The organism is Peribacillus sp. AS_2 (assembly GCF_026891895.1).
Lineage (GTDB): Bacteria > Bacillota > Bacilli > Bacillales > DSM-1321 > Peribacillus > Peribacillus frigoritolerans.
Genome location: NZ_JAPTGA010000013.1, coordinates 78,827 through 105,479, shown reverse-complemented (window position 1 = coordinate 105,479; position 26,653 = coordinate 78,827). Strand labels below are relative to the sequence as shown.

Below are 26,653 nucleotides of genomic sequence, written 5' to 3'. Positions count from 1 at the left end.
AAATCAATGCTCGAAAGTATGTCTAAAACTTAGAACGAAATGAATAACCATTATTAAAATGTGGGAATTTACACACCTTCTTTCAATCCGACATCGAAACGCTTAAAGCTAAAGCGATACGCTATACGGGGAACTCCCTAAACGATAGAGCTAAAGGCCCCCTTGTTTCAAGAAAAAGAAAGATTAGAAGGAACCAATGAAACAGAGATAGCGATACCCGATACATATGACAATTTAACCCATGCTCTCATTCAATTAAAAGAAAGCTGAATTTTTAACCAATAAACTCGCACCTACGGGTGAAATGAACATTTAACTGACAAACGATATGTCATAGCTTAAACCTGAACAACAAAAAACCATTAAGAAACATTACTTCAATAAGAAAAAGGTTTCATTACTTTTTTTAGTCTCTTTGACTATATTGAGATGTTAAATAACAGTTTAAATCGAGGCAATCAAATCAATAGTAGAAATTCCTTTGTTCCAACTATTCAGAATCACTATTTTCAAATTTCAACAATTTCCCGAGAAATAACTACAAATTCTGAGTAGATATCGACAAAATTAGAAGGTTCTAAAAGATGTAGTAAAACATTGGTGAAAATTATGACCAATTGAGTTAAAAACTTGATTGGAAACGTTTATGGGTATTGAGTTGAGTATGGAGAAGTAGACGAATTATTTCTCTTTTGAATGAAAGCGTATGTGTCTTTAGAAGAACATACCTTTCAGGATTAAAGAAATTTTCAACCAATACACTCGCAGCTAAGCGTGAGGTGAACATTTAACTGACAAACGATATGTCATAACTTAAAACTGAACAAAAAAACCATTAAGAAACATTACTTCAAAATAAGAAAAAGGTTTCTTAATGTTTTTTTTAGAGTCTTTTACGATATTGAGGTGTTAATACCAATTTAAACCGAGGCACTCAATTCAATAGTAGAAATTCTTTTGTTCTAACTATTTAGAATCACTATTTTCAAATTTCAACAATTTCCCGAGAAATAACTACAAATTCTGAGTAAATATCGACAAAATTAGAAGGTTCTAAAAGCTGTAGTGAATCATTGGTGGAAATTATGACTAATTGAATTTTTTTAACAAGGAAATCAGATAGGAAGCTTGGTTGATTGAGTTAAAAACTGATTGAAAACGTTTATGTGGTATTGAGTATGGAGAAGTAGACGAATTATTTCTTTTTTGAATGAAAGCGTATGTGCTTGGGAAGAACACACCTTTCAGGATTAAAGAAATATAAAGGGGTGAATAGGGACAACCTACGATAGTATTGAAGGCAGCTAAATTGCCGCGAGTAGCAACCTGTGCTAGCTCAAACACCACAAAAAGACCTAAAAGCAAGTCAAAGAGAACAAGGCTAATGCCGAAGACAAAAGGAGGTCCCAAGGCAAGGGATACAAATGTCTCGTAGCGAAGCCAAGCCAAAGCAGGTAAACAATGATAGCGTTTTTTATAGTTAAATGGGAGCCATCAAACTAAAATAAAGGAAGCTAGATCCCCGCGAGTAGCAACCTATGATAGTTGACAAGTACTATGCAATCTCTAATTGGTTTAGAAAATCAACTATATAAAAACGTTACAAGCATAGCACCTTAAACAGGTGCTTTTTTATTTGCATACTTAATAAACGCTCCTTTTAAAAGGAGTGCCTTCTTGTTATGCAATTTCAGAGTGATAATTATCTGGTAATTTTCTAAAATCTACATACTAAAGCCATCTAAACCTTGTTGGGTCAAAGTAAAAGAAACAATTGCCCAATTTTGAAGCTTTTTCGAAGTGGACAGCAATAACTTAATTGTTTTCCTTGTCCTCGGGTTTGTCCTCTTATTTGTTATTTACATTATTCCAAAACAGTTAGAGTTAACCGCAGAAAAAAACTCACCCCCGAAACTTGTGTCTGGAGGTGAATTTTAAGGATTTAGAAAATATATTTGAAACTATTTGGAATTTTGGTATTGAAATCTAAAACTTAGTCTACTTTGAAATTATTTTTTATAGGTTCAATTATTAAGGGACTGAATTGTTCCTTTCTATTTTTGTATTGTTCGATTATCTTTTCATTATTTAGTTCAATTTCCCGGATCCCTTCCATAATATCGAGAGCTAGTGTATCGGAATCGGTTGAAACGACTAAATTCTCCAGCCCAAGGGACTGAAACAAATCAAATACTTTAAATCTGTATCCGAGGGCGATACAGGGGACATTTCCTGCTAAGGAAAGGATATTAGCGTGAAGTTTAAAGTTAATACTCAAACTGCAGACAGAGAGTTTTTCAATAAGCTCTTCCTCTGAGTATAGTGATGGATCATAAGTCACATTCAACGGGTCATTCAATTTATCGTAAAGTCGTTTGGAGGCCTCCCGGTCACTGCCCCAGACAACGTACAATAAAATTTTATAACCCGACTTTATTAATTTTTTGGATACTTGAAGAAGCGCATTTTCAATAGCAGCTTCATCCTGGCCGTACAATCGGTTGAATGTTGTACCCCAGTTTATTGCTGCTATTTTTTCCTTTTTCCTAATCACTGCGGGCGGGTTAAGCAAGATCCCGGGATCTCCAATCAGTTTAATTTTGTCACTGTTGATTCCAAATGTCTCTAGAACCTTCTTGGTAATGGGCCCCCTTACCCCAACAAATGCTGCTTTTTCAAGGGTCTCACGAAACAAGATTATATCTTTTTCTGTAAAAGTCTTTTCTAATGATAGTGATTGTCCTGAGTTTATAATGTCCAGCTGTTCTTTAGTTATCCAGTCAAGGCCGCTACCCCATATAAAAACGTCTTTTCCAAGGTCTATTGCCTGTTTTAGTGCTGCCATATAACCGGGGAGTAATAGGGAACCGCCACCTAAGATAACTGTGTCATATTCTTCCGTATGATTGATATCCACGCCAGGCAGGGAAGGAACAATCTCAATCTTGGTAGAGTAATTATAGTGCTTGTTTAACTCTTTAAACACGTTCCATAATAACTCGTCCCCCAAGTTGCCAAAACCAATCCAGCCAATATATAATACTTTCTTCAATACACTCATCCCTTAATTAGAGTTTTATAACACTCGAGCAGATTGGCTACACTGAATTTAATATTAAACTTTTTTAACATCCATTCACGCGAAGCCGACCCTGCCTTTAATAGACGGTCAGGTGGAGATAGTGAAGACCGAATGTCATTTGCCATTGTAAAGCGGCTGCAGGGTTTAAGAGAGCCATGGTCCCCAAAATAACAATGCCAAGCATCTTCAAAATTATGTTCTTCCACTAGACCGAAATATCCATGGCTTCCAGCCGCGATAACAGGTTTGCCGCAGGCCATAGCCTCCAGGGCGACCCTGCCCGTTCCAACCACACAGTCAGCCAATGAGTAATAATGCTGTAAATCAAGTCTTTCACCCACTAAATTGATGAAGTTATCTGTTGATGAGCGATGTATTGTATCCGTTATGTCTTTTATTTCTTTAAATCGAGGGCCATCACCAACAACTACAACATATAAAGTGGGAATGTCCGAAAGCTTTAAGTCTTTACAGGCTCTCAGAAAAATCATGCAGATGTTTGCCTTTGTCCATGCTATTCGACTGCTGTATAAAAGAACAAATGAATCCTTTGGGATCCCAAGCTGGACTTTTAGATCGGAGGAGTCTGATGGGGAATATCGAGTGGTATCTATTCCGTTAGGGATGACAATCGTCGGTTGATCTGTAAGCTTCTGTATGAATTGCTGGATTGGCGGGCTTACACAGATGATTTTATTTGCCAGGGGCAGTACCCGCAATAGTTCGGATTTTGGATAATAAGTTCCATGCACTGTAAATATTGAAGGAATACCAAGCTCTTTTGCTGCTTGGAAGGTTAAGAAAGCTGAAGGGGTTTGATGGCTATGAATAAGTGTTATTTTTTCAGTCATGATAATTTGTTTGATTTCTTTACATAACTTCTCCTGTAAATCCGCTGGAATTGGAAGAGAGTAGGGGAATGGGACTTGGTAAATGGGACATTGTAATCGACTGAAGGATTGTAATAATGAACCACCCCTGCTTATGATGACAATCCCTATGCCTTTATTTATCATTTCCTCAGCCAGACTTAAAACATGTGTCTCGGTACCGCCCACATCAATTCCATCAAGTGTCATAAGAACACGCATGGTAGATTCACTCATATCTCTTTACTGCCTTCCCCAAAAAATTCGCGGGAACGCTGCATAGGATGGAGACGATAATAATAGAGTGCTTCTTTTAAATTTTCGATCTGGTAATTGGAGTTCAGACATTTTGCAATAAATTCATAGTCTTCAGCACCCTTTATCCTTCTGGTCGGGCCACCTAACTCATCAAAAATCACACCGCGGAATAAAATCGTTCCATGACAAATACAATGCCCTCCATTCCAATACACTTCCTTTATATCCTGACCGTACTTAAGCCAGTGTACATTATTCTGGTTTTCAAATTCACCATCTGCAAAGACTTTATAGTTTGTCCCAATCAACACATGGTCTGGATTCATTTTTAAGAAGTTCACTTGTTGTTCAAACCGGTTTGGATGAGATAGGTCATCAGCATCCTGTACAGCAATATACTCACCAGAAGATAAATAATAACCAGTATTCAATGCCCCTGAAAAACCAACATTCCTGGGCAGGTCCACCACTACAACTGGGAATGAAGGATTGTTTTTTTTGATCCAGTTATCAATCATTTCAGCAGTGTGATCAGTAGAATAATCATTTACTATAATAAGTTCTATATTCTTATAAGTTTGGTTAAGTATACTATTTAAACAGTCATCAACATATGGGGCTACATTATGACAAGTCATGACCACACTTACTAACCCGGGAAATCTTTCGTATAACATTTTTCATCACCTCGGACATACTATATGTGAAATTGGTATCAAAGGTGAAACTTATCAAGCAAAATAATTAAATTGGTAGTTCTACCTTTCTTCAAAATATTCTATTTAGTTGTGTCAATAACTTGTCTACTGCATATCCTTTAGAGTGCAAGAAAAGTTTTAGAACATGGAAAGGATGAAAAGCGTGCTATATACAGATTTAATCTTAGGGCATTTTCGGTCATTAAAAGAGGCCCTTAAAGGTTTGGTCAATAGAAATATTATCATCACAACACATTTCTCGGGAGTAACAGGACAATTGATTAAAGTAAAGGATGACTATGCCGTATTGCGGGAAACGGGCAATAGCTTAGTATACATCCCGATTAGAAGTATAGAACTGGTAACACTCGTTGAGGAGGAAGAAATATAATGTATGAAGTGCTGAACAATCTAATCACTCATAATATACAAGTGGCGACAGACACTACTTTAGTGGAAGGTCTATTGGTGAAGAGCCAATCTGGTTTGATAGAAATCGTTGAATCGATAACAGGGTATGAAAATCAAACAAGGCTTGTCATTATACCGATAGTTTCCATTAATTTTGTGAGAGTTGAAGCTTAGAATAAAAGATATGCCTTCTATAAGCTTTCCTACTTTCTCACATAAACCTCAATGTGTATATAAGATAAAAACCTGGTCCTAACTTTACTAGTGGTGGGTTTCATATAAGATTCACCTTGCATTTTTCAGATGAAACCGAAGGGGAATTTGATTGTGAAAAGGAAGGTGATGAAGGACTGGGAATGTGTCTCTGACATTTTCTCGTTTTTTTGTATATCGCCATTGTTGATTTGGCGATCCAGACGAGGGGGAGTGTGGACTGTTTGCAGCTGCACTCCGTTTTCCATTTCTTCCTTTTAAATTATCAATTGAATGTGCGCCATGAGGTAATCATCGATTGAACCCGTAATATAGGGGTCTGTAGGGTGGAGATTAGTGAAATGCTACCTTTCAGTTTTTGAATCAATCCTATTTCACCATGGAGGAGACCTTTCGTAAGTTCACTGAACTTTTGGGAGGCCTTTTCTTCGATATTTTTTGTTCAAACGTAATACTTTATGGACCTAATTTCTAATTTACATATCTAAAACAGCTGGAAAACAGAGAAAAGGAATATGGACGGTTCCCAGGAATTAATGATTTATTGATGAAGATAATCAGGGTCATAACTTTGTTTTTATTAAACCGCTGGCGAAGTCCAGGGACGCGATGGAGTATCGTAATAATCATTCAAGAATTTAAAGGAAAAAACCCATATAACACATATATGTTTCGGCGTTCTCAGCAAGAGCGTTGGGACATTCACAAATCTATACAACGATTAAATGTCCGCCTTCCGATGTCTTCTACGTATAAATAATTATATCAGAATAGTATTATTGGTTTTATCCTCTTAAAAGGTTAAGAGGATTGCAACTGATGATTGTGTTATCAAAAAACAGGTGAATGATAATTATTTCTTCACGACGGAATGTAATTCATTTTGGTCAGGTTCCTAACTTTTCACGAACAATACCGGTTTTAAAAGGGGGCGAACGTGTAAATATTCGGAGTAGCATCATCATTCATGGCTGAAAAGGATATTGGGGGTCTACGTATCTACATATGATTTTCTTATAAACATATTTATATTTTTCGAGAGTTTCGACATTATATTGACAATAATATAGTTACTCATTACAATTGAAAATAATTCTCAATATGGTACAGGGGGCACCAATGGTTATGTCAAAACGAAGAAACAGCAAAAAAGTGTTATTTATATCGGCAATCGTTTTAATTCTATCAACGCTTTTACTTGGATGTACAAATGAATCAAAAGAAAATTCAACTTCAAACAAAGACAGTAAAGACATGCTTACTATGGCTTGGCCGAGGGATATAGGTGAAATGAATCCGCATGTCTATAATCCTTCTCAATTATTTGCTACATCAATGATATATGAACCTTTGGTCAGCTACCAAGATGGAGGTAAGCTAAAACCGCATTTAGCTGAATCTTGGGAAATTTCCAAGGATGGGAAGGAATATACGTTCCACCTCCGTCAAGATGTGAAATTTTCTGACGGTACAAGTTTTAATGCTGAAATTGTGAAAAAGAACTTTGATACTATATTGAAAAATGTTGATTTACATAGTTGGTTGGGCTTTATTACGAAAGTGGATCAAACGGAAGTAATTGACCAAAACACATTTAAACTAACATTAAAGGAGCCATATTATCCTACTATTCAAGAGTTAGCCGTTGTTCGTCCAGTCCGATTCTTAGGTGAGGCTGGATTCCCTAAAGATGGTGACACTTCTAAAGGTGTTACAAAACCAGTCGGTACAGGTCCATGGGTTTTGGAAGAATATAAAGCAGATGAATATGCTATTTTCAAACGCAATGAAAATTATTGGGGTGAACTCCCAAAAGTTAAGAAAATCAAAGTCAAGGTCATTCCTGATGCGGAAACCCGTGTTCTTGCTTTTGAAAAAGGTGACCTGGACCTAATTTATGGTGAAGGTGCTATCAGTCTGGATGCTTTCAAACAATTAGAAACAACAGGTAACTATGAGACTAGTATTTCTGATCCGGTTGCGACAAGACAACTAGTTATGAATACGAAGAAAGAACAACTTTCAGATTTACGTGTTCGTCAAGCGTTACAATATGGATTTAATAAAAAAGCAATGGTTGACGGAGTTACTTCAGGTTTGGAAGAGAAGGCAGATTTCATTTTACCGACAAACTTCCCGTATACTTCAGACATTGATGTAACACCGATTGATTATAATGTCGAAAAAGCAAAAGCTTTATTAGATGAAGCGGGATGGAAGCTTCCAAAAGGAAAAAACGTTCGTGAGAAAGACGGAAAGCCGCTTGAAATCGAGTTAATGTACGACTCTGCAGAATCGATTCAAAAAGCAATGGCCGAAACATTACAATCTGAGTGGGCGGCACTAGGTGTTAAATTGAATATCGTTGGAGTTGAGCTTACGGTACAAATTGAAAGATTCAAAGCTAATGATTTTGAATTGAATTTCTTTAGTAACTATGGCGCTCCATATGATCCACATACTTTCGTAAATGTCGTTGGTTCAAAAGGATTTGGTTTTAACGAAGCCATTTCATCTTATCCGAACAGAGATGAGTTGTTAAAACAAATTGCAGAAGTTCCTGGAACAACAGATGAAAAAGAACGTCAAGAACTTTACTCAACTATTTTGGGATCACTGCAAGACCAAGGAGCGATTGTGCCCATTTCTTATATTAAGAAAATAGCTGTTTACCAAAAAGATGTATCTAATTTTACATTCCCTGCTAACCGGGATGAACATCCATTCACAGGAATTAGCATCGAGAAGTAAGTTACAGGAGGGTTTTCATGGGCACTTATATCTTGAAACGAATTATGGCCATTATTCCCATCTTTCTCTTGGCCACTCTTCTTACGTTTGGAATGATTCACCTTTCACCAGTGGACCCAGCTGAGGCATATTTATCTGCAGCACATATCCAATCTACAGATGAGATATTGGCTCAGAAAAGACATGAGTTTGGCTTAGATCAACCCCTCCATGTTCAATATGTAAATTCTATTATTAAGATATGCCAATTTGATTTTGGCATATCTTATCTTTCGAATAAACCTGTTTGGGAAGAGGTAACCTATCGAATGCCAGCGACCATTCAGTTAGCTTTAGGTAGCATCATATTAGCTATCCTGGTCAGTGTCCCTCTTGGATTTTTGGCAGGCATAAAGAAAAACAGTGGTATTGACCATTTTAGTCGCCTTCTCTCTTTTTTCGGGGCGTCCATCCCTTCTTTTTGGCTTGGTTATTTATTGATTTTTTTCTTTTCTGTTAAACTCGACCTATTTCCTGTCGAAGGAATCGGGACTTGGCAACATCTGGTTCTTCCTTCCGTTACTTTAGCTTTGCCATTAATAGCTTTGTATACTCGACTATTACGTGCTAGCGTTCTTGAAAATTTACAGGAACCTTATGTCCTTTTTGCTCGCACAAGAGGGATTCATGAAAAAGTCATTATGGGAAAACATGTATTGAGAATAGCCATATCCCCCATGATTACTGGACTGGGGATGAATTTAGGAAAGCTGCTGACTGGAACCATTATCGTCGAAGCGGTCTTTTCCTGGCCAGGATTCGGTCGTTATTTCATTGAAGCTATTTTTAACCGGGATGTTCCTGTCATTCAATGCTATGTGCTTTTAGCTGCGGGACTATTCATTTTTAGCAACTTGATTGTTGACCTAATCCAAATGTGTATCGACCCACGCATCTCCAGAAAAGGAGGGCAACGTCAATGATAACAAGTCTTCGTATTATGATGAGAAGTCAGAAAGTGATTGTCCTTTGTTCAATAATATTAAGCTTCCTATTTATCATCACCATCTTGGCTCCTTGGATTGCACCTAATGATCCTATTGCTGTCAATTTAGCTAATAAACTACAGCCATCTTCCTTTGAGTATCCATTGGGAACGGATCATTTAGGAAGATGTACGTTATCACGCATCTTATATGGAGCTCGCATTTCGTTAGGATTTGCTACATTAATCTTTATTTCATCTTTAGGCATCGGTTTGATTGTCGGAACCATTGCTGGTTATAAAGGCGGATGGGTGGACCAGGTGCTAATGAGACTGTGTGATGGTGTTATGGCATTTCCGAACCTTTTGCTCATTCTTGGACTTGTTGGTATATTGGGACCTGGCCTTAAACAGGTCATCATAGCATTGATGCTTGTGCAATGGGTGTATTATGCGAGAATTTTCCGAGGAATGGTACTTAGTCTAAAAGAACAAAACTATATAGCGGCAGCTAAAATAAGCGGTTCTTCTCAATGGAAGATAATAAAGAAACATATTATTCCAAATGTTCTTCCACCGCTCGCTGTTATGGGTACATTAGAAATGGGTTGGGCCATCATGGATATATCGGCCATGTCGTTTCTAGGTTTGGGCGTGCAACCTCCTACACCAGAATGGGGAGCAATGATTCATGAAGGGAAATCCTATATTCGGACGAATCCAGAATTAATGCTATATCCAGGTTTGATGATTATGCTTGTTGTCGTCACCTTCAATTTATTAGGCGAAGCGCTATCAGAACGTTTTGGAGTCAAACGTCGTTAATAAAAAGGAATGAGAAGATTGAGAACAGAACGGTCGAATGTATTAACAGTGAGCGATCTACATGTAAAAGTACAAACAATGGAAGGTGCATCCACCCTCGTTCAGGACATTAATTTCGAACTGGAAAAAGGGAAGGTATTGGGCCTTGTTGGGGAAAGCGGAAGTGGCAAAACCGTTACGAGTATGTCCATTCTACAGCTTCTTGATCGGAAAACAACTACAATTGAAGGGAGCATTACCCTTCAAGGACGAGAATTAAATGGTTTGAACGATAAAGAAATTCGTGGAATTCGCGGCAAGGATATTGCCTTTATTATGCAAAATCCGATGAATTCATTTACGCCTGTTTTTACAATTGGCAATCAATTTGTCGAAACGATTAGGTCTCATACCGCATTGAATAAAAAACAAGCAAAAGAGCTTGCCATCGAAGCGATGCAAAATGTAAACCTGCCAAATCCCGCGAAACTATTAAAAAGCTATCCTTTTCAACTGAGTGGAGGTATGCTTCAACGCGTGATGATTGCGATGGCTGCATGTTTACAGCCATCCGTTATTATTGCTGATGAGCCGACGACTGCACTCGACGTACATAACCAATTACAGGTACTTCGCCACTTGGATAAAATCCGTTCTGAATATGGAACATCCATTTTACTCATTTCCCATGATCTTGGCGTCATTTCTGAAATGGCAGATGATGTAGTCGTTATGCAACATGGCAGAATTGTAGAAACAGCAAATGTGTATGAACTATTTGATAATCCGCAGCATGAATATACAAAGAAACTGCTAAATGCCCGCCTTAGCATTAAACATGAAGAGCCTATCACCCATATGTTGTGATATATGGACTGCATTTTATTGAGGGGTGAACAAATGAGTTTATTACAAGTAAAAGCAGTAACTCATAGCTATAATGCTCATACGTTTTTAAAATGGAAAGAGCCTTCTAAAAAAGTACTCACTAACATTTCCCTCTCCATTGACGAAGGAACATGTTTAGGGCTGCTTGGTACGAGTGGAGCTGGAAAAAGTACATTAGGAAAAGTAATCCTTGGCTTAGAACGTCCACAGCAAGGACAGGTTCTGTTTCAAGGGCATGATATCTATACTGCTGATAAGCTTACTCGACAAAAGATACGCCGAGATCTACAGGTCGTCTTTCAGGATTCATATTCAGCTGTCAATCCACGAATGACCGCCGAAAGTATTGTAGGCGAGCCATTAGAAAACTATGAAAAATTAACCGTAACCGAACAAAAAAGAACGGTTATTGAGTTATTGGAAAGAGTGGGCCTAAGTGAAAAGGATTTAAAAAAATACCCACACCAATTTAGCGGTGGACAATTGCAAAGAATTAATATTGCTAGAGCAATTTCTCTTAAGCCACTGTTAATCGTCTTGGATGAATCCGTAAGCAGTCTGGATATGGTTAATCAAACACTGATTTTAGAATTATTAAGTGAGTTGAAAAAAGACTTCGGCTTATCTTATCTTTTTATTACACATGATATTAAAGCGGCTTATTCAATCTCTGATACTTTGGGTGTACTGGAAAAAGGGGAATTAATCGAGCATTACAATTCAAAAGATCAGTTTTTTTCGTCAGAACATCCTGTCATTAAACAGATGAGAAGTTCTATACTCGCTGAGCATCCGCGTTTTCGTTCTCTTCCAATGAGGATTAACAAGTCCTAGTTTAGAATATATCTTTGCCGGTTTCCGTTTGAAAATCGAGGCCCTTGTTTATCTCATATTTGAGGAGTTGCAATAGCATACTTTATACTGGTTATTCGTTTTTTACGATTTAGCGATGTGGGCGTTTCGTTATTATGACTAACGTTGAATATCCGGCCGCCATCAATGGGGAAGTTGGTTTCACAAGCTATCGAGCATTTCTCTGTAATGGGGAATGCTTTTTATTTTTGTCTTATAAATGTATAAACAATAATAATGTAATTAAATTCAATAATATTTTATTTTGAAACAATAAAAAACATGTTAAATTCAAATTAACATTTAAATAAATGAGGTGCTTTTCATGAAACGAAGTTCAACACTCTTCTTAAAGGTAGCTGTCATTTTTATCGGCATTCCGGTTCTTGCTTTGTGTCTATTTTTGTTGCCTCAGATAGCGAATGAAGCAAATGAAGCAGCAGAAAGAGGTTCAGATTTGGCTTATGTGGTATATGGCCTATTAATGGTTATGTATGTGTCGGCAATCCCATTTTACTTCGCTTTGTATCAATCGTTTAACCTATTAAGCTATATTGACAAGAATCAAGCTTTCTCGGAATTATCTGTAAGAGCGCTAAAGAAAATCAAAAAATGTGCCATCACAATCAGTGGCTTGTATGTGGTGGCCCTGCCATTCGTCTTTATCCTAGCGGAAGTGGATGACGCACCGGGTCTCGGACTAATCGGAATGGTCATGATTTTTGCCCCCATGGTGATTGCTGTCTTTGCGGCTGTCCTTCAAAGACTTTTACAAGAAGCCATCGATATAAAATCAGAGAATGACTTAATAGTCTGAGGTGAATAACATGGCAATAATAATCAATATTGATGTGATGCTGGCTAAAAGGAAAATGAGCGTAACGGAACTTTCGGAAAGGGTTGGAATAACGATGGCTAACCTTTCTATATTGAAAAATGGAAAAGCAAAAGCGATTCGACTATCCACGTTAGAAGCGATTTGTAAGGCTTTGGACTGTCAGCCGGGAGATCTTTTGGAATACAAAAGTGAAGAGGGAACTCAAGGAGAATAGGTCATTTAGGTAGGCTGCTGCGGCAGCCTTGAATAGTGCTCTTTCTTCAACTATTGGGCCAGATTTTTTTTTCTGTTTTTAGAGAAATAGAATTTAAAAAAGCCATCCTCAAAATAGGTGGCTTGTGATATTTGTCATTCTTGTTTTATAAATAAAGAATCTGCTGTAAACCCTCTGTTAATTTTCATGAAACGGCAATTCTCCAATTACTTAGGAAACTTTATAAATAATAACACCACTAATCCTGAGATATATTAATAACAGCAATAATGCAACAATGCATATCGTTCCGATTGAAGCTAAAACATTAAGGATTTTAGTAGCTTTAGTACTGAACAGCTTACAAAATACAATATAAACTCCAACTCCAATAATTCCACCTAATGTATTTCCCATAAAGTCAGTTATATCGCTAGCTCCTATAGCAAAGATGAATTGCAATCCTTCAAATAGCAAACTAACTCCTGCTATTACTGTAATCCTTTTCAAGAAAGACCAATTTGATTTTAGCATACTGATATAAATTCCAAATGGGATAAATGCAAGTACATTATAGATTATTTCATTAAAATCTATTTGGTTATTAACATTAGCTGAACCAGCAAAAGGGATTAAGTTGATTTCCCTAAAATCCGGCAAGCCTTGGAATGAAAATTGCATTTTAAAGATTATAACCCATGTTAATGCAAATAAATATACGGCCAACAAGCCAGCAGTTATTTTTTTTGATTGTTTTTTTGATTTTTCCATATAAATCCTCAATTCCTAATTCATTTTCAAATTAATAACCTATGCTTTAACCTACTTTACACTATGCTATCATCTCCGAAAATTTTCTAGATTTAATCTTCTACTTTATCTTGGGATACCGGTATATCTTAAGAATAAAAGCTAATGCAAAAACCAATAAAATCCCCACTTTTTCATTTTTATTCTCCTCCATAAAGTAACTTTTATATAGGATAGGAAAAACATCTAAAATAAAAAGTGGGGTAAATATTAAATTTTTCTTAAATTTTCGCTTGGAATTTATTGTTAATATTCTTAGGAATCCGCCATTGATAATTGTGTCTTTAAAATAAAATTGCGATGTTTGAAGATAGATGCGAGGTTTTGTATAAAGTTGTGATACTTTATCTTTTCAATTAAAGATTTCTAAATGAGTTTTGATTAAACTTTTTTATACAATGGAGAGTCCATTTAAAAGGAAAGGAAACCATTTTGATTTCTTTTATTAGCCATAGCTTGGGGGGACAGAAAACTATTAATCAAACTTTATTCAAGACCAACACCAATAATTGATGGATTTTGACATACCGGCCAGAGAAATTCACGTCGATGAAGTTGTTCCGATAAGAATCGCTTTTATTAATGAACGAACAGGGACGTTAGCTGAAGAAGACCCATTTGCTTTATGGTATAGTTTATTAAATTCAGTTTGTAGTTTATGGGGGGAATTTAGTGACAAATAAGTTGAAATATGTAATGGGATTGTTTTTTGAAGAAAGAGAAAGCACTAAACCATTTATACTGATTAGATATTTAATGATAATAGTAATGAGCTTAATTTTAATATTATGTATAATTAATGATTTTAATTTTAATTTCATGAAAAATATATATCTTTTATTAGGAATTGGTTCAATAATAGATGGATTTGAAAGTTTTTTAAAAAAGGAAAATAAGAGGCAGATGTTATTGAATTTTGGTATTGCGTTTATTTGGTTCGTAGTATTTTTGATATAGCATTTATATGGTGGTTCGGAACATTTTTTATGGAACTAACAGGTTCGTTAGCTCAAGATCGGAGCTGTCTTTAAGGCAGCTTTTTCTTATGGAACTATCGGGGCAGGATAGTTCTATAAGGGGTCCAGACAACATTTTGGCAAAAATGTCGTTAAAGATATTAATGTTGATATAAAAGGGGTAGTTCATTAACCTTTGTTAAAGGGAACTAATAATTACCTGAATAGTAAAATTATAACTTTAGGCATATTAAGTTGATAATTTCCTAATCTATGCTATGTTATACTTTACATTTAATTGGAAATGGAGAAAACAAATGAAAAAAAAGTTTGAAACTGGACTGTTATCATTAATAGCTTTGATGTTAGTTTTTTTATCTGTAGGGCCCTCAGTGAGTGCAGAATCAATGTCTACAAATGAAAGTGAAGAAGTAGCTAAGTTAGAGAAAGATCTTAAATTTCTAATGGAGGAAGCTGCTATCTATGATTCGGAAAATAATGTAGTAGGCTTTCATTTTGATAAATTAGAAGCTGAATTTGGTGAAATAGACGAACTTAAAATTCTCCAACAAGAGATTGAGTCTTCAAGTTGTGAGCTTGTAGAAACTACAGTGACTAATCCTATACAGCCATTAGCTGCTAAGAAAAGTTGGAAAAGTTGTATGGTAGCTTCTTTAAAAGACCATTTTGGAGTAGCCCTTATTGAAGTAGCTATGACTGGAGGCTTATGGGCTTATTTACAGAAAAAGGCGTATAAAGAAGCAGCCAAGCTATTAATTAAAATTGGTATAGGTGGAAATGCAATTGGTTTAGCTGCTACTCTTACTTGGTATGGAACTAGATGTCTAGAGGGTGTAGGCCCTTGGGCTATTAATACGGTTGAAATGAATGATTCAATTTTAAATAAAGAACTTTATAGTATAGTTTGACCATAAGATATTATAGGGCTGAAAAGGGTGATTACAATGGCAAAGGAAATCTTATACTTTTTGGGGTATTATCTATTAATCCCAATAATTTTTATGATTAGCATTTTTTTATGGAGATTTGTTATTCAAGGTAATGATCTATGGTTGGTTTTAACTGATTCTTTATCAATTTTAGGGTTATATTATTTATTTACGAGCATTTTATTTAGCTTTTTTGTTAAACGATTTAAAGAAAAGAATGAAGCCACTTACAAATGATCGAATTTCAAGCTTCTACTAGACTCCCATTTTAAGGGGGTCTATTTGTTTTCCATTGCTTTAGCACGGTTTCGGTACAGTCTAAAACGCCTCGAATAGATCAGTGGGTTGTTGCTACTTATCAAAAACGTTCGTTTATAGTACTGATGCATTTAAACTCAATCCAGGCTAATATCAGTACTAATAGGTTTTCCAAAATCAAAGTATCAATTAGATCCTCTATGAAACTATCTTAACGTATGCAAATCAACTATTATCCACTTTGAAATTAATAAAGTTACTTAAAAAAATTAGGCAGCTTTTTTCTAATGGCACTAACGGGGCAGGTTAGTTGAATAACGAAAAAAGCCCAATTACTCAATTTTAATGCTGAGAAATTGGGCTTTTTAATATCGAAATTTCCTTAACATTGTAAATCTGCATTTTCCTGACGCTACCCCTTATAGAACGAACAGGTGCCGTTCGATTAAAATGTCAACAAATAGAAAAAAGGGTTGACATTTTTAAGAAATTTTTTTTCTTTTAACTAATCTAGTTGGATGATTAAGACCGAATTTCACTCGTATTATGCTACTGCTAAACCCTATAAATCCTCCAACAATTGCTGGGATGATCCACCCTAGTCCTACATCATACAGAGGAAGAATTTCATGAAAGAAATTATTAATGGATGAAAAGCGTATACCAGCTCGGTTTAATCCATCAAATAAACTAATGATAAATGTTAAAAGTAAGCTTCCTTGATACACTTCAGCTTTCCCTTTAAATAAAGAATGAAAAAATGTTAAGAAAATTAATACAATAGCTAATGGATAAATAGCTGTTAGGAGAGGAATTGAAACTGCAATTAAATGTGTTAGCCCAATATTGGCAACTATTGCACTAAAAATAGATAAACTAATAGCAATTGTTTTGTAAGATACCTTTGGAAATAGTTTATGGAAGAATGAAGAACAAGATGTAACAAGTCCTACGCTTGTTGTTAAACAAGCTACTGTAATCATTAACCCTAATAATATTCCGCCATATGCTCCAAAATAATAATCCGAGACTTTTGCTAAGATGGTACCTCCATTTTCCAGGTGTCCAAGTTTTTCTACACTTGAAGCACCCATATAAGAAAGAGCTGAATACATGGTTGCTAGGAAAAAGGCAGCAATTCCAGTTGCTTTTGCACAAACAACCATAATTTGTTTTTTTGTTTTTGCACCTTTTTCTTTAATGGCATTAATGATGATGATGCCAAAAACAAAAGATGCAAGCGTATCCATTGTTAAATAACCTTCTCTAAACCCATTAAAAAATGGTTGAACTGAATAATTTTTAATAGGTGCTTGAAAATCTCCGATTGGATGTTTAAAAGCAACTACTACTAGGATTCCAATGAACGTTATCTTGATTGGTGTTAATATTTTCCCGACAATTCCGACAACTCTCGCGGGATTGATCGAAAAAAGGCACGTAATGCTAAAAAAGATGAGTGTAAAAATAAGTAAAGGTGTAGAGCCTGAATTTTCGGACAAAAAAGGTTTTACACCGATTTCAAAAGAAACGTTTCCTGATCTAGGCAAAGCAAATAAAGGACCAATGGCTAAATAAAGAACGGTTGTGAATACAATACCAAACACAGGATGTACCCGACTTGCTAACGACTGTAAATCATCTTTCCCCGAAAAACCAAGTGCTAACACACCAAGTAACGGTAGGCCGACTCCTGTTATTAAAAACCCTGCATTTGCTGACCAGATATTCATTCCTGCTGATTGACCAAGCATTGGTGGAAAAATTAAATTTCCTGCCCCAAAAAATAGAGCAAATAACATTAAACCAATAACAACTATAAATGAAAATGGTACTTTAGTAGGCAAATTAAACCCTCCATGAAATAACTAAATTTCACTTACTAAATACATAAGATTTTATCGTATTATGACTAGATAAAATTAATTTCAATATAAATTTTAAGTTTCTCCTTTTGGGTGGCCTTATTTAATGCAAAAGGTTCTTTAAAATATTAACGACAAACAGAACTATTACTACCATGATAACGATTAAATGAAAATCGGTGTGAATTACAGGGAATTCCCCTTAGCTCCCTATTAGTGATGTTCAATTATTAACTTAAATACCATTTTATTGATATTAATATATTGTAATATATACTGCTTACTCTTTAAAGGATAAAAAGGAAGAAAAAACAAGAAATAGAATTATTGAGGCTTATGCAAAATCTCAAAGCATTTTATTTTAATTATAACAATGAAATGAATACCATTTGGCGATGAATTATTTTACTAAGTTTTTAATGTTTTTACTGATATATGCAAAGTTAGCGGTACACTAAAAAAGTAATAAGGTTTATTTCAGTAAAATAAGGTATATTATATTGGTTGAATAGATTCTCTTTAAAGACAAGAAAAGTAGGTGAACAAAGTGGGAAAATATCAATTGGATACCAAAGGTAAGGTAGCTGTGACAAAGTTTCATGAAAAACATATGCCTGCCAAATTTGATAAAAAGCAACAACTTGAAAAAATCCGTGCGGAGTATTTGAAAAAGAAGCAAAAACAAACAGATAAATAATATGATTTAAAACATAGGAAGACTAAAATCTCCCTATGTTTTTTTTATTCGAAGTTCTTTTTTCAATTGATGACACAGTTTATTATTATTCCATAAATTTCAGATTCGGTTAAAAAAACTCGTCATCAGATATCATTTCTTCACTGAAAATTCAATAGAGCAGCCGTTATCTTGGATACACCAGGATTGGAGGATTAGAAGAAGGAAAGCTATGATAATTAGAGATGTAAGTTTATGCTTTTTTATGTAATAATTATTTTGTGGAAATGAAAGTTACAATTCATACATAGTGAAGGTGGGGATCTTAGTGGCAATGGGAACGCATACTGTAGTAGTTCCAGTGGATGTACAAGCAGTTTGGGATTATGTCAGTGATCTCGAAAAATGGGCAACGACAGTACCAGCCTATAAAGAACATGAAATCATAAATGACAAGCAATCTATTTGGACATTTGAAGGTAGTGTGAAAGGTATTAAAAAAACAATACAAGCGCAGGTAGATATTACCGAATGGAATGAACCTTCAAACATTAAGTTTGAACTAAAAGGTTTATCAGATAATTTTAAAGGAAGCGGTCACTTTACTGCAGAAGATGTTAATGGTAAAACAATAATGACTTGTACGGTGGAAATCCATGCAGGCGGATTATCCGGTGCGGTGTTAACACCAATTATTAAATGGGCTGTTCCAAAAGTAGCATCTCGTTTAACAGAATCTATCGCACGTAAAATTGCAGTATTCTCATAGTTTTCAAAGATTGAAAGCCAATTCATTTTGGAGATACCTTCTCTGACGTATAGATGGTAACATTCTGAAGTAACCAATATAATGATGCGCTCTACTAGAAATTTTATAATTAGCGGAAATGGGGCTGTCCAAAAGGATAGCCTCCTTTTTTCAATATTCCAGAATCACTTTTCTTAATGAACCAACAGGTGCGTTAGTTGAATTACAGGGCGAAAACCGGCTTCTTAATATAAGGGAAGTTGTAAGAGGGTATGGTGATGTTATGGGATGCTAACTCTATTATTAGGTCTAGCATCCTTTATTTTTGGGCCACAGTATATAATTATTCCTATCGTATCTTTGTTATTGGGTTTTATTACTTACCGGACCTTTGATACTGAAGCAGAGAAAAATCCTTCCAAAGGGTTTTGGAGGGGGATTTGGCATGGCCAGAAATAGTATATCATAAGGGAAATGGAAATTTCAGAGAAAGATATTGACATCCTGTTAGCTGGTTTACTTCAAAAAATAGGGTTGATGCTGCAGTCTTTTTTATGGAACTAAAGGGGGGATCTACCTTAGGTGTAGAGTGACAATTTTGTTCATTAATACAACTTATATTCATTTAAATTTCAGAAGCTTCTGGTTGGAAACCTCCTATATTTCTATCTTCGACTACCATGCGCAATCCACGCTTCGGTCTGAGTGTAATAGACGGAAGTGGCTTTACTTCATGATGGTCAGGCGCCAGCCTTATCCGATATCGTTGAGCAATGCATGCTAGGACGAGCACAGCTTCCATCACTGCAAAATGATTACCGATACAAACTCTCGGACCTCCGCCAAATGGAAAGTAAGCGAACGGAGGTAGGGTTTTCATAAAGTTGTTTTCAAATCGCTCAGGTTTAAAGGAATCTGGATTATCAAAATACTCAGGCTTGTGGTGCATCACATACTGACTCAACAGGATCATATCGCCTTTTTTAAAAAGATACCCTCCAATTACCACATCCTCCGCCACTTCCCGTTGTATGATATAGGCAGGCGGGTATATGCGCATTGATTCATAGATAACATTTTGTGTGAATGTTAATTTCATAAAATCGCCAGTTGTTAGTTTACGATTACCGATTACGCTATCTATTTCATTGAAAAGTTTAGTTTCCACATCAGGGTGTTGGGAAAGCAAGTATAAGGTCCATGAAAGCACATTTGCTGTTGTTTCGTGACCGGCAAGGAAAATGGTCATTAACTCATCACGTAACTGTTTGTCTGTCATAGCTAAGCCATCCTCATCATCTCGAGCATCCATTAGAATCCCAAGCATATCCTCATGTCTCTCTGCCTCTGTTCTACGTTTTTCAATAAAGCTATAAATCACCTTATCAAGTCTCTGATTCGCAATGTTATATTCACGGTTGTTTTTAGTTGGAACCCATAGTGGCATTTGAAGTGTTCGCATTCTTTTAACGGCAATTCTCATGAAGGCTTCTATAGGTTCTCCGAGCATGCCATATCCTTCTTTGAGGTTCATGCTGAACATGGTCTTGCTGATAATACCCAGTGCAAGGCTCATCATATCCTCCGTAATTATCCTTTCTTCTCTGTTTTTCCAAGTGGAAATATAGTCCATTGTTATATCAATCATATCCTGACCATAATTGCTAATATGAGACTTTTTGAAAGAGGGCTGAATAAGCCTTCTTTGGCGCATGTGATATTCTTTTTCACTTGTAAGAAGACCTTCTCCGAGTACTGGTTTTAAAGCTGAGAAGTCCTTTGATTTCAAGAAGGATTTTTGTTTTGTTACAAGTACCTGCTTAATTAAATCTGAATTTGAAATAAGGTAAACATTATGGAAAGGTCCAAAACGAATTTTAGCAACTTCTCCATATTCTTTTGCTAAACGGGTAAGAAAGCCAAGTGTATCTGAAATAAACTCCTTTGAATGGCCAGTAATTAATTTTCCTTTTGGGCCTGGAGAATCATTTGAAAAATTTGTGTCACTCATTGGTTTGTTTCCTCCATTTCGGTATAATTACTTGTATTCATTCTATGAGGAAAGTATTGATTGGTTTGGACAAGTTGTTAATAAGAAGGACTAACAAATACAATATTTTTTTAAAAAGATAGTTAATCAATTTGAATGAAATTATAAGTGTGTATAAAGGAATACTATTAATAAACGAAATCAAAGTGTTTATGAAATTGTAAAGGCACCCATCCCTGGTTGTCACTTTCATTTACTAATGAAAGCAGGTATGTATGGAACTGCCTTACAAAAGTTATTATCTTGTTGAACTAACAAATATGGGGTTGGAAACAGCTCCATTTTCTTATGCAACTACGGGCAGGTTAGTTGTGGAAGGATTTGAATCCGAAGTTAAAGAATTACTATTTGTTATGCGATCTTCATAAATTTCCACTAAATAAGCCCCTCTCTAATTAGTGATTGTGTTGTTTTCATCTGCAACTAAATGGACAAGATAATTATATAAAGATTTAAAAGGGGTAAAACATGCTTTTTCATATTATTGTTGGTTTTATACTTCCTTGGGCCCTAGGGGTTTATTTGTTTAGAAATCAGACAAGGCTTTTTATTACTTTTTTTCCTATTGGTGTGGCTGTAGCCACTTTAATAAATGATATTGGATTTAACTATTTTTGGGAGATGGATAAAAATTTTAAAGATTTATCGTTACCCTCAATTCCCTATAATCTAGGTCTTTATCCTATACTGTGCTGTTTATTTATTTGTAGTATTCATTATAAAAAAATGTCTACTCTAATTACTTTTTTAGTCTTTACCTTAGGTACAAGCTTTTTGGAAAGTTTAATTGTATTATTAGGTAAATTAGAATACCGGAATGAATGGAATATATATTGGTCTTCGGTCAGTTATCTGATGGCATATTTAATACTTTATGGTTATTACAAATTAGTCAGAAAATTGATTTTATTTAAATAAAAGGTCCTTTAATTCTACATAAAAGCATTATCCTACTTTAGAAAAAAATACCCTTGTTGAACACTAACGGGTGCTTCACTTCATTAAGGAAGGTTGCTGAGGCAGCCTTTTTCTTATGGCACTAAAGGGGCAGTCTAGTTGCATAAGGAACGTGATAGCTATAAAAAAGCAAACTCGCCAAAACTGCGGCGAGTTTGCTTTTTTATTTTGAAAATAACGAAGCCAAATAAGTGACTTTTTTTATTCTACTCTTTATGTCTCCTTTTTAAAATTTTTCTAACGAAATAAATCTAAAAGATCGTTAATCATCATATGCAGAAGAATTAAAACTTCTTGACTTAGAGCATACTCTAAGTATTAAACTTTCCTTGTGTTTCAAACTAAATTAGAAGAAACGGTGATCAGTAATTGGAGGCAAATAAAATGACATATTCTGTTAGTGAATTTTCTGAAATCACTGGAGTAAGTGCACATACATTGAGGTTTTATGAAAGAGAAGGGCTAATTAAGGTTAATAGAGACGTTAACAACGTAAGAATATACTCAGATGAAAATAAAGCATGGATGGAATCTTTGCTCCACTTAAAAAATACGGGAATGTCTCTGAAAGATATGAAAAAATTTGCCATGTGGGGCCACCTTGGGGAAGAAACAATGGGAGATAGGTTAGACCTACTTAAAAATCATCGTAAAAAAGTAATGGAAGAATTGGAGAATCTTCATCATAGTTTAGAGCATTTGGATAATAAAATACAGTTTTATGAAAATGAATTAGGTGACTGTTTCGAGCAAAAATAACTAGCCAGTTGTTCTTTGTTTTGCATATCTTTAATCTTCTTTAGAATACTACTTCTATTATCGTTTTATATTACTGGGGAAAATTAAAATAAAAAATGCTTGCCTTTGAGTGTACTCAAAGGAGTAAGCTATTTTTGCAACATTAAGTATAAAAAGGATGTAATTATCCTTTTATAAGATTGGTGCAAGAAATAACTAGAAAAATATTTCTAAATATGTATATAGAGGTGATAAAAATGAATACTAAATACACCAACTTATTGGCGTCTTTCACTTTTAAAAATGGCATTACCCTTAATAATAGAGTAGTTATGGCACCAATGACAACTTGGTCCAGTAATGATGATTACACCATTTCAGATGAAGAAGTAGAATATTATAAAAGAAGAGTTAATGGAGTAGGACTTGTTATATCTGGATGTACTCATGTGCAACCAAACGGTATTGGTTTCACTCATGAATTCGCAGCTTATGACGATAAATTCATTCCAAGTCTTCGGAAATTGGCGGATGCTGCCAAAAGCGGAGGAGCTCCTGCAATACTCCAAATTTTCCATGCAGGAAACAAAGCACTTCCTACTCTAACTCCAGATGGTGAAGTGGTAAGTTCCAGTGCTGTAGAGACTGAAGCAACTGCATTTGCTCCTTCCGTATTACCTAGAGAACTTTCACATGAAGAAATAATGGAAGTGATTTATGCATTTGGAGAAACAACAAGGCGAGCCATTGAAGCTGGATTTGATGGTGTTGAAATTCATGGCGCACACGGATTTTTACTTCAAAACTTCTTCTCTTCTTTCTTCAATAGACGTGAGGATGAATGGGGTGGAACTTTAGAAAATCGTTTACGTTTCCCATTGGCAGTCATTCAGGAAATGAAAAATGTGATTAAGAATCATGCAAAAAGCCCGTTTATTTTTGGTTACAGAATATCACCTGAAGAACAAGGTGGTTATGGAATGGAAGATACGTATGAATTAATTGACCGTCTGGTTGAACAGGATTTGGATTATATTCATGCTTCGCTTGATGATGTATCTTCAAAACCACGAGGTATTGAAGATGGAAAAACACGACTTGAATTAATTGTTGAACATGTAAACGGCAGAGTTCCTGTAATGGCCGCAGGCTCGATGGTAACTGCTGATGAAGTTGCATCTGCATTAGATAAGGGTCTATCTCTAGCAGCAGTTGGTCATACGTTAATCATGAATCCAGACTGGGTAGAAAAGGTTCAGAATGGAAAAGAAACTGAAATTAAGACAACCATTAAGACTTCACAAGTGGACGATCTTATGCTTCCAGAAAAACTTTGGGGCATAATTCAAGCTTCAGGTCCATGGTTTAATATCGAAGATTAAAATCGAAAAGAAAAGTTACTGTCTTTATTACGTATAGAAGGAATTAATTATATGTCAAATATCCAAGATAAGGTTGTCATTATAACGGGTGCCTCTAGTGGAATTGGAGAAGCTACTGCTAGAGAACTTGCATCTAAAGGAGCGAAGCTGGTTCTGGCAGCTCGTCGACAAGAACGTTTAAAGAAATTACAAGAAGAAATTCATCAGAATGGCGGTCAAGTTATTTTTAAGGTGACTGACGTTGCTTCACATGAACAAATGGAAGAGTTAGCTGAATTTGCTCTTAAAGAGTTTGGGAAAATTGATGTAATAATCAATAATGCTGGTGTAATGCCTCTATCACCTGTTCATCAGAAAAAAATCAATGAATGGAATACGATGATTGATGTGAACATAAAGGGTGTACTTTATGGTATTGCTGCTGTGCTTCCGTCAATGAGAGAAAGAAAAGAAGGGCATATTATTAACGTTTCCTCTATCGCTGGTCATTTAGTCTTCCCTGCGAGCTCAGTTTATAGCGGTACAAAGTTTGCTGTACGTGCTATCACTGAAGGTCTCCGTATAGAAGAGGCTAGCAACAATATTCGTACAACGATTATTTCGCCTGGAACTATTACTACTGAATTGCTTGAAACTATTTCAGATCCAGAATTGAAATCTGCCATTATGGAAGATACTAAAATTGGAATCGAACCTGCAAGCATTGCTCGTGCCATTGGATTTGCAATCGAACAACCATCAGATGTAGCGATTAATGAGATGATTGTTCGTCCAACCATTCAAGAACTCTAAAAGAAACTTTTGTAATGAGGCAGCCCCACTTTTTTTGGGCTGCTTGTTTATTACCTTATAGTTTGCAAATAATGAAAGGTTGAGAAAATGCTATATTCAGATACATTTGCAATAGGACTTATTCCCATTGTACGTGATTAGATAACATGCTTCCTCTGAACAATATACTTTTATTTGAACGTTTAATGTTTAAATGGAAATTAATTCATTAATAAAATTAAAAAATAGATTAAATTTTAAGTTTGTGAAGCATTGTACTTAAACTAACGGTTGCGTTAGTTCACTAAAAGAAAAAAGGAGAGTACATATTAGACATGGCTAATATGTACTCTCTTTTATTTATTAAGGTTTTTTATAATTAGGTCTAGATAATTTTGAAAAACTAACAAACATTAAAGGACCGTCAATAGACCTGTTTTTTGTACGAAAGAAGGATGGCCACCAAGTTTCGACGAATATATTAATATACTTTTTGGAGGTGTTGGATATGGGGATTTGTTGTGGAGAGTGTCACGTTGAATTAAAGAGTGATGATTATGTCACATTGGATGAATTTAGCACGCTGAGGCACACATATTGCGGTTATGATCTTATTGCCGAGCTGATCAAAGACATCGGGACTTATCGAAATATCAAAACAAAGTATTGGTTTTCCCGTGAGCGTACTAAATGAAAATCGGTAAAATCTTGGAGTTATACACCAGCGAATAAGGAACATAAAAATGTTCAATCTTTTTTATAAAAGAAGAATCCAATTAAATAGTATAAGGGCATGTTTTGATTAATCTTTTTCAAAACATGCCCTTTCTATTTATTCATTTATTTATCAAGGTTGCTTGTATTAAAAAAATACCCTCGTGTCGTTTTGAAATAAAGTTGCGACGTGTTAAAAAATAAAGAAAAGACACCCTAAGGTGCTTTTTCCCTCTCTAGAAGCCTCAACTCGAAAATAACGAACCGACAACCAAAGACAACGTTTGCTCGTAAACGGCATGTGCGGTCTGCACATCACCAAAATGTCCGCACATGTAAAGATGGATAACACCGTGAAGCGAAGCCCAGAAGATACGGACGACGGTTTCCGTGTCATACGGACAGGTAATCAGTCCCTGCTCTTGCGCATTACCAATTACCGTCAACAATTGCCGCATGGCTGTTACGGTGCCGTGTATGCTCTCCTCGTCTGGTTTGAAATCCGCGAAGGCTCCTCCGAACATCAGCTTGTAATAACCGGAGTATCGCTGTCCGAATTGCCAGAAAGTTTCACCTAAATTAAACAGCTGCTGCATCGGATCGTCAGCGCGCGGCGTTCTCTCGAATTCGTTGGCGAGAAGCTTGCAGCCGTCGAGATAAAGCTGCTGAGCCAGTCCATCTTTATTGACAAACAGGTTGTATATGATTTTGGTTGAGCAATTCATCTTCTGCGCAACTTTACGCACCGTCACAGCTTCAGGACCCTCATCGTACAAAATCGTTGCCGCAGCATCGACGACGAGCTTTCGAAGATTTTCAATATTTTTCAAGCGAGCCTCCTGATACGTTTCCAACTTTTTCGTATTTGCATCGAAGGAATTATTTTGGTCTGTCATCGCTATCACCCTCAATTAATACATTTTTAATAAGAAACAATGTTTCCAGCTCTTAACAGGA

At 35.7% G+C, this 26,653-nt stretch carries 25 protein-coding genes; 18 read left to right on the top strand and 7 right to left on the bottom strand.

What is annotated here, in order from left to right; genetic code table 11:
* Positions 1-1,993: 1,993 nt before the first annotated feature.
* Genes OTG27_RS20800 through OTG27_RS20790 form a run of 3 tightly spaced genes read right to left on the bottom strand, consistent with a single transcriptional unit; the run spans position 1,994 to position 4,886 of the window.
* The gene (locus tag OTG27_RS20800) at positions 1,994-3,052 is read right to left on the bottom strand and encodes a polysaccharide pyruvyl transferase family protein (RefSeq protein ID WP_268563549.1); all 1,059 of its coding nucleotides are present in this window, start codon (positions 3,050-3,052) and stop codon (positions 1,994-1,996) included.
* A gap of 5 nt (positions 3,053-3,057) precedes the next feature.
* Entirely contained in the window at positions 3,058-4,188 is a 1,131-nt protein-coding gene (locus tag OTG27_RS20795) for a glycosyltransferase (protein ID WP_268937970.1), read from the bottom strand.
* Positions 4,185-4,886, bottom strand: coding sequence for a glycosyltransferase family 2 protein (locus OTG27_RS20790; protein ID WP_268937969.1), 702 nt, complete (start codon positions 4,884-4,886; stop codon positions 4,185-4,187). Before OTG27_RS20790 ends, OTG27_RS20795 begins: the two co-directional genes overlap by 4 nt.
* 184 nt (positions 4,887-5,070) lie before the next feature.
* Here OTG27_RS20790 and OTG27_RS20785 point away from each other — a divergent pair, with 184 nt between their 5' ends.
* From OTG27_RS20785 to OTG27_RS20745, 9 genes are all read left to right on the top strand, one after another.
* Positions 5,071-5,298 (top strand): DUF2642 domain-containing protein, encoded by a 228-nt coding sequence (locus tag OTG27_RS20785; RefSeq protein WP_162604539.1) that lies wholly within the window; start codon positions 5,071-5,073, stop codon positions 5,296-5,298.
* A complete protein-coding gene (locus tag OTG27_RS20780; protein WP_098865399.1) occupies positions 5,298-5,492 on the top strand; it encodes a hypothetical protein in 195 nt (64 codons plus the stop codon). The genes OTG27_RS20785 and OTG27_RS20780 overlap by 1 nt, the downstream gene beginning before the upstream one ends.
* A gap of 1,164 nt (positions 5,493-6,656) precedes the next feature.
* Positions 6,657-8,282, top strand: coding sequence for a nickel ABC transporter substrate-binding protein (nikA, locus tag OTG27_RS20775; RefSeq protein WP_268937968.1), 1,626 nt, complete (start codon positions 6,657-6,659; stop codon positions 8,280-8,282).
* Between the two features lie 17 nt (positions 8,283-8,299).
* Positions 8,300-9,244 carry a nickel ABC transporter permease subunit NikB gene (gene nikB, locus OTG27_RS20770; protein WP_057276529.1) on the top strand — a complete coding sequence of 315 codons (945 nt, stop codon included), beginning with the start codon at positions 8,300-8,302 and terminating at the stop codon, positions 9,242-9,244.
* Positions 9,241-10,071, top strand: a complete 831-nt coding sequence (gene nikC, locus OTG27_RS20765; protein WP_057276528.1) for a nickel ABC transporter permease subunit NikC — start codon at positions 9,241-9,243, stop codon at positions 10,069-10,071. Before nikB ends, nikC begins: the two co-directional genes overlap by 4 nt.
* An 18-nt stretch (positions 10,072-10,089) precedes the next feature.
* A complete protein-coding gene (gene nikD, locus OTG27_RS20760; protein ID WP_268937967.1) occupies positions 10,090-10,917 on the top strand; it encodes a nickel import ATP-binding protein NikD in 828 nt (275 codons plus the stop codon).
* 33 nt (positions 10,918-10,950) lie between these two features.
* Positions 10,951-11,772 (top strand): nickel import ATP-binding protein NikE, encoded by an 822-nt coding sequence (gene nikE, locus OTG27_RS20755; RefSeq protein WP_268937966.1) that lies wholly within the window; start codon positions 10,951-10,953, stop codon positions 11,770-11,772.
* A 343-nt stretch (positions 11,773-12,115) separates the two neighbouring features.
* Entirely contained in the window at positions 12,116-12,607 is a 492-nt protein-coding gene (locus tag OTG27_RS20750) for a DUF2975 domain-containing protein (RefSeq protein ID WP_034306308.1), read from the top strand.
* A 10-nt stretch (positions 12,608-12,617) separates the two neighbouring features.
* On the top strand, positions 12,618-12,842 hold the full coding sequence (locus tag OTG27_RS20745; RefSeq protein ID WP_057276524.1) for a helix-turn-helix domain-containing protein: 225 nt from the start codon (positions 12,618-12,620) through the stop codon (positions 12,840-12,842).
* Positions 12,843-13,052: 210 nt separating this feature from the next.
* Here OTG27_RS20745 and OTG27_RS20740 read toward each other — a convergent pair whose 3' ends face one another.
* Positions 13,053-13,592: a VanZ family protein gene (locus OTG27_RS20740; RefSeq protein WP_063574459.1), complete on the bottom strand. Its 540-nt coding sequence runs from the start codon at positions 13,590-13,592 to the stop codon at positions 13,053-13,055.
* 711 nt (positions 13,593-14,303) lie between these two features.
* Between OTG27_RS20740 and OTG27_RS20735 the strand changes: the two genes are divergently transcribed.
* Positions 14,304-14,588, top strand: coding sequence for a hypothetical protein (locus OTG27_RS20735; protein ID WP_268937965.1), 285 nt, complete (start codon positions 14,304-14,306; stop codon positions 14,586-14,588).
* A gap of 316 nt (positions 14,589-14,904) precedes the next feature.
* Positions 14,905-15,516, top strand: a complete 612-nt coding sequence (locus tag OTG27_RS20730; protein WP_268937964.1) for a hypothetical protein — start codon at positions 14,905-14,907, stop codon at positions 15,514-15,516.
* Positions 15,517-16,277: 761 nt separating this feature from the next.
* On the opposite strand, the gene brnQ is transcribed toward OTG27_RS20730, so the two are convergent.
* The gene (brnQ, locus tag OTG27_RS20725) at positions 16,278-17,642 is read right to left on the bottom strand and encodes a branched-chain amino acid transport system II carrier protein (RefSeq protein WP_268937963.1); all 1,365 of its coding nucleotides are present in this window, start codon (positions 17,640-17,642) and stop codon (positions 16,278-16,280) included.
* 565 nt (positions 17,643-18,207) lie between these two features.
* On the opposite strand from brnQ, the gene OTG27_RS20720 reads away from it, so the two are divergent.
* Both OTG27_RS20720 and OTG27_RS20715 read left to right on the top strand, forming a co-directional pair.
* Positions 18,208-18,357, top strand: a complete 150-nt coding sequence (locus OTG27_RS20720; protein WP_034306261.1) for a hypothetical protein — start codon at positions 18,208-18,210, stop codon at positions 18,355-18,357.
* A gap of 313 nt (positions 18,358-18,670) precedes the next feature.
* Complete coding sequence (locus OTG27_RS20715; protein WP_194719501.1) at positions 18,671-19,105, top strand: SRPBCC family protein; 435 nt, start codon at positions 18,671-18,673, stop codon at positions 19,103-19,105.
* A gap of 604 nt (positions 19,106-19,709) precedes the next feature.
* Here OTG27_RS20715 and OTG27_RS20710 read toward each other — a convergent pair.
* Positions 19,710-21,095, bottom strand: coding sequence for a cytochrome P450 (locus OTG27_RS20710; RefSeq protein ID WP_268937962.1), 1,386 nt, complete (start codon positions 21,093-21,095; stop codon positions 19,710-19,712).
* A 507-nt stretch (positions 21,096-21,602) separates the two neighbouring features.
* Between OTG27_RS20710 and OTG27_RS20705 the strand changes: the two genes are divergently transcribed.
* The 5 genes from OTG27_RS20705 to OTG27_RS20685 all read left to right on the top strand — a co-directional run bounded on the left by OTG27_RS20705 (position 21,603) and on the right by OTG27_RS20685 (position 25,676).
* The gene (locus OTG27_RS20705) at positions 21,603-22,052 is read left to right on the top strand and encodes a CBO0543 family protein (protein WP_268937961.1); all 450 of its coding nucleotides are present in this window, start codon (positions 21,603-21,605) and stop codon (positions 22,050-22,052) included.
* A gap of 423 nt (positions 22,053-22,475) precedes the next feature.
* Positions 22,476-22,850 carry a MerR family transcriptional regulator gene (locus tag OTG27_RS20700; RefSeq protein ID WP_268937960.1) on the top strand — a complete coding sequence of 125 codons (375 nt, stop codon included), beginning with the start codon at positions 22,476-22,478 and terminating at the stop codon, positions 22,848-22,850.
* Positions 22,851-23,086: 236 nt separating this feature from the next.
* Entirely contained in the window at positions 23,087-24,211 is a 1,125-nt protein-coding gene (locus OTG27_RS20695; protein ID WP_268937959.1) for an NADH-dependent flavin oxidoreductase, read from the top strand.
* Between the two features lie 51 nt (positions 24,212-24,262).
* Positions 24,263-25,003, top strand: a complete 741-nt coding sequence (locus OTG27_RS20690; protein ID WP_268937958.1) for an SDR family oxidoreductase — start codon at positions 24,263-24,265, stop codon at positions 25,001-25,003.
* Between the two features lie 487 nt (positions 25,004-25,490).
* Positions 25,491-25,676, top strand: coding sequence for a hypothetical protein (locus tag OTG27_RS20685; RefSeq protein WP_034306238.1), 186 nt, complete (start codon positions 25,491-25,493; stop codon positions 25,674-25,676).
* A 265-nt stretch (positions 25,677-25,941) separates the two neighbouring features.
* Here the strand turns inward: OTG27_RS20685 and OTG27_RS20680 are convergent, their stop codons facing one another.
* A complete protein-coding gene (locus OTG27_RS20680) occupies positions 25,942-26,592 on the bottom strand; it encodes a TetR/AcrR family transcriptional regulator (protein WP_268937957.1) in 651 nt (216 codons plus the stop codon).
* Between the last annotated feature and the right edge of the window lie 61 nt (positions 26,593-26,653).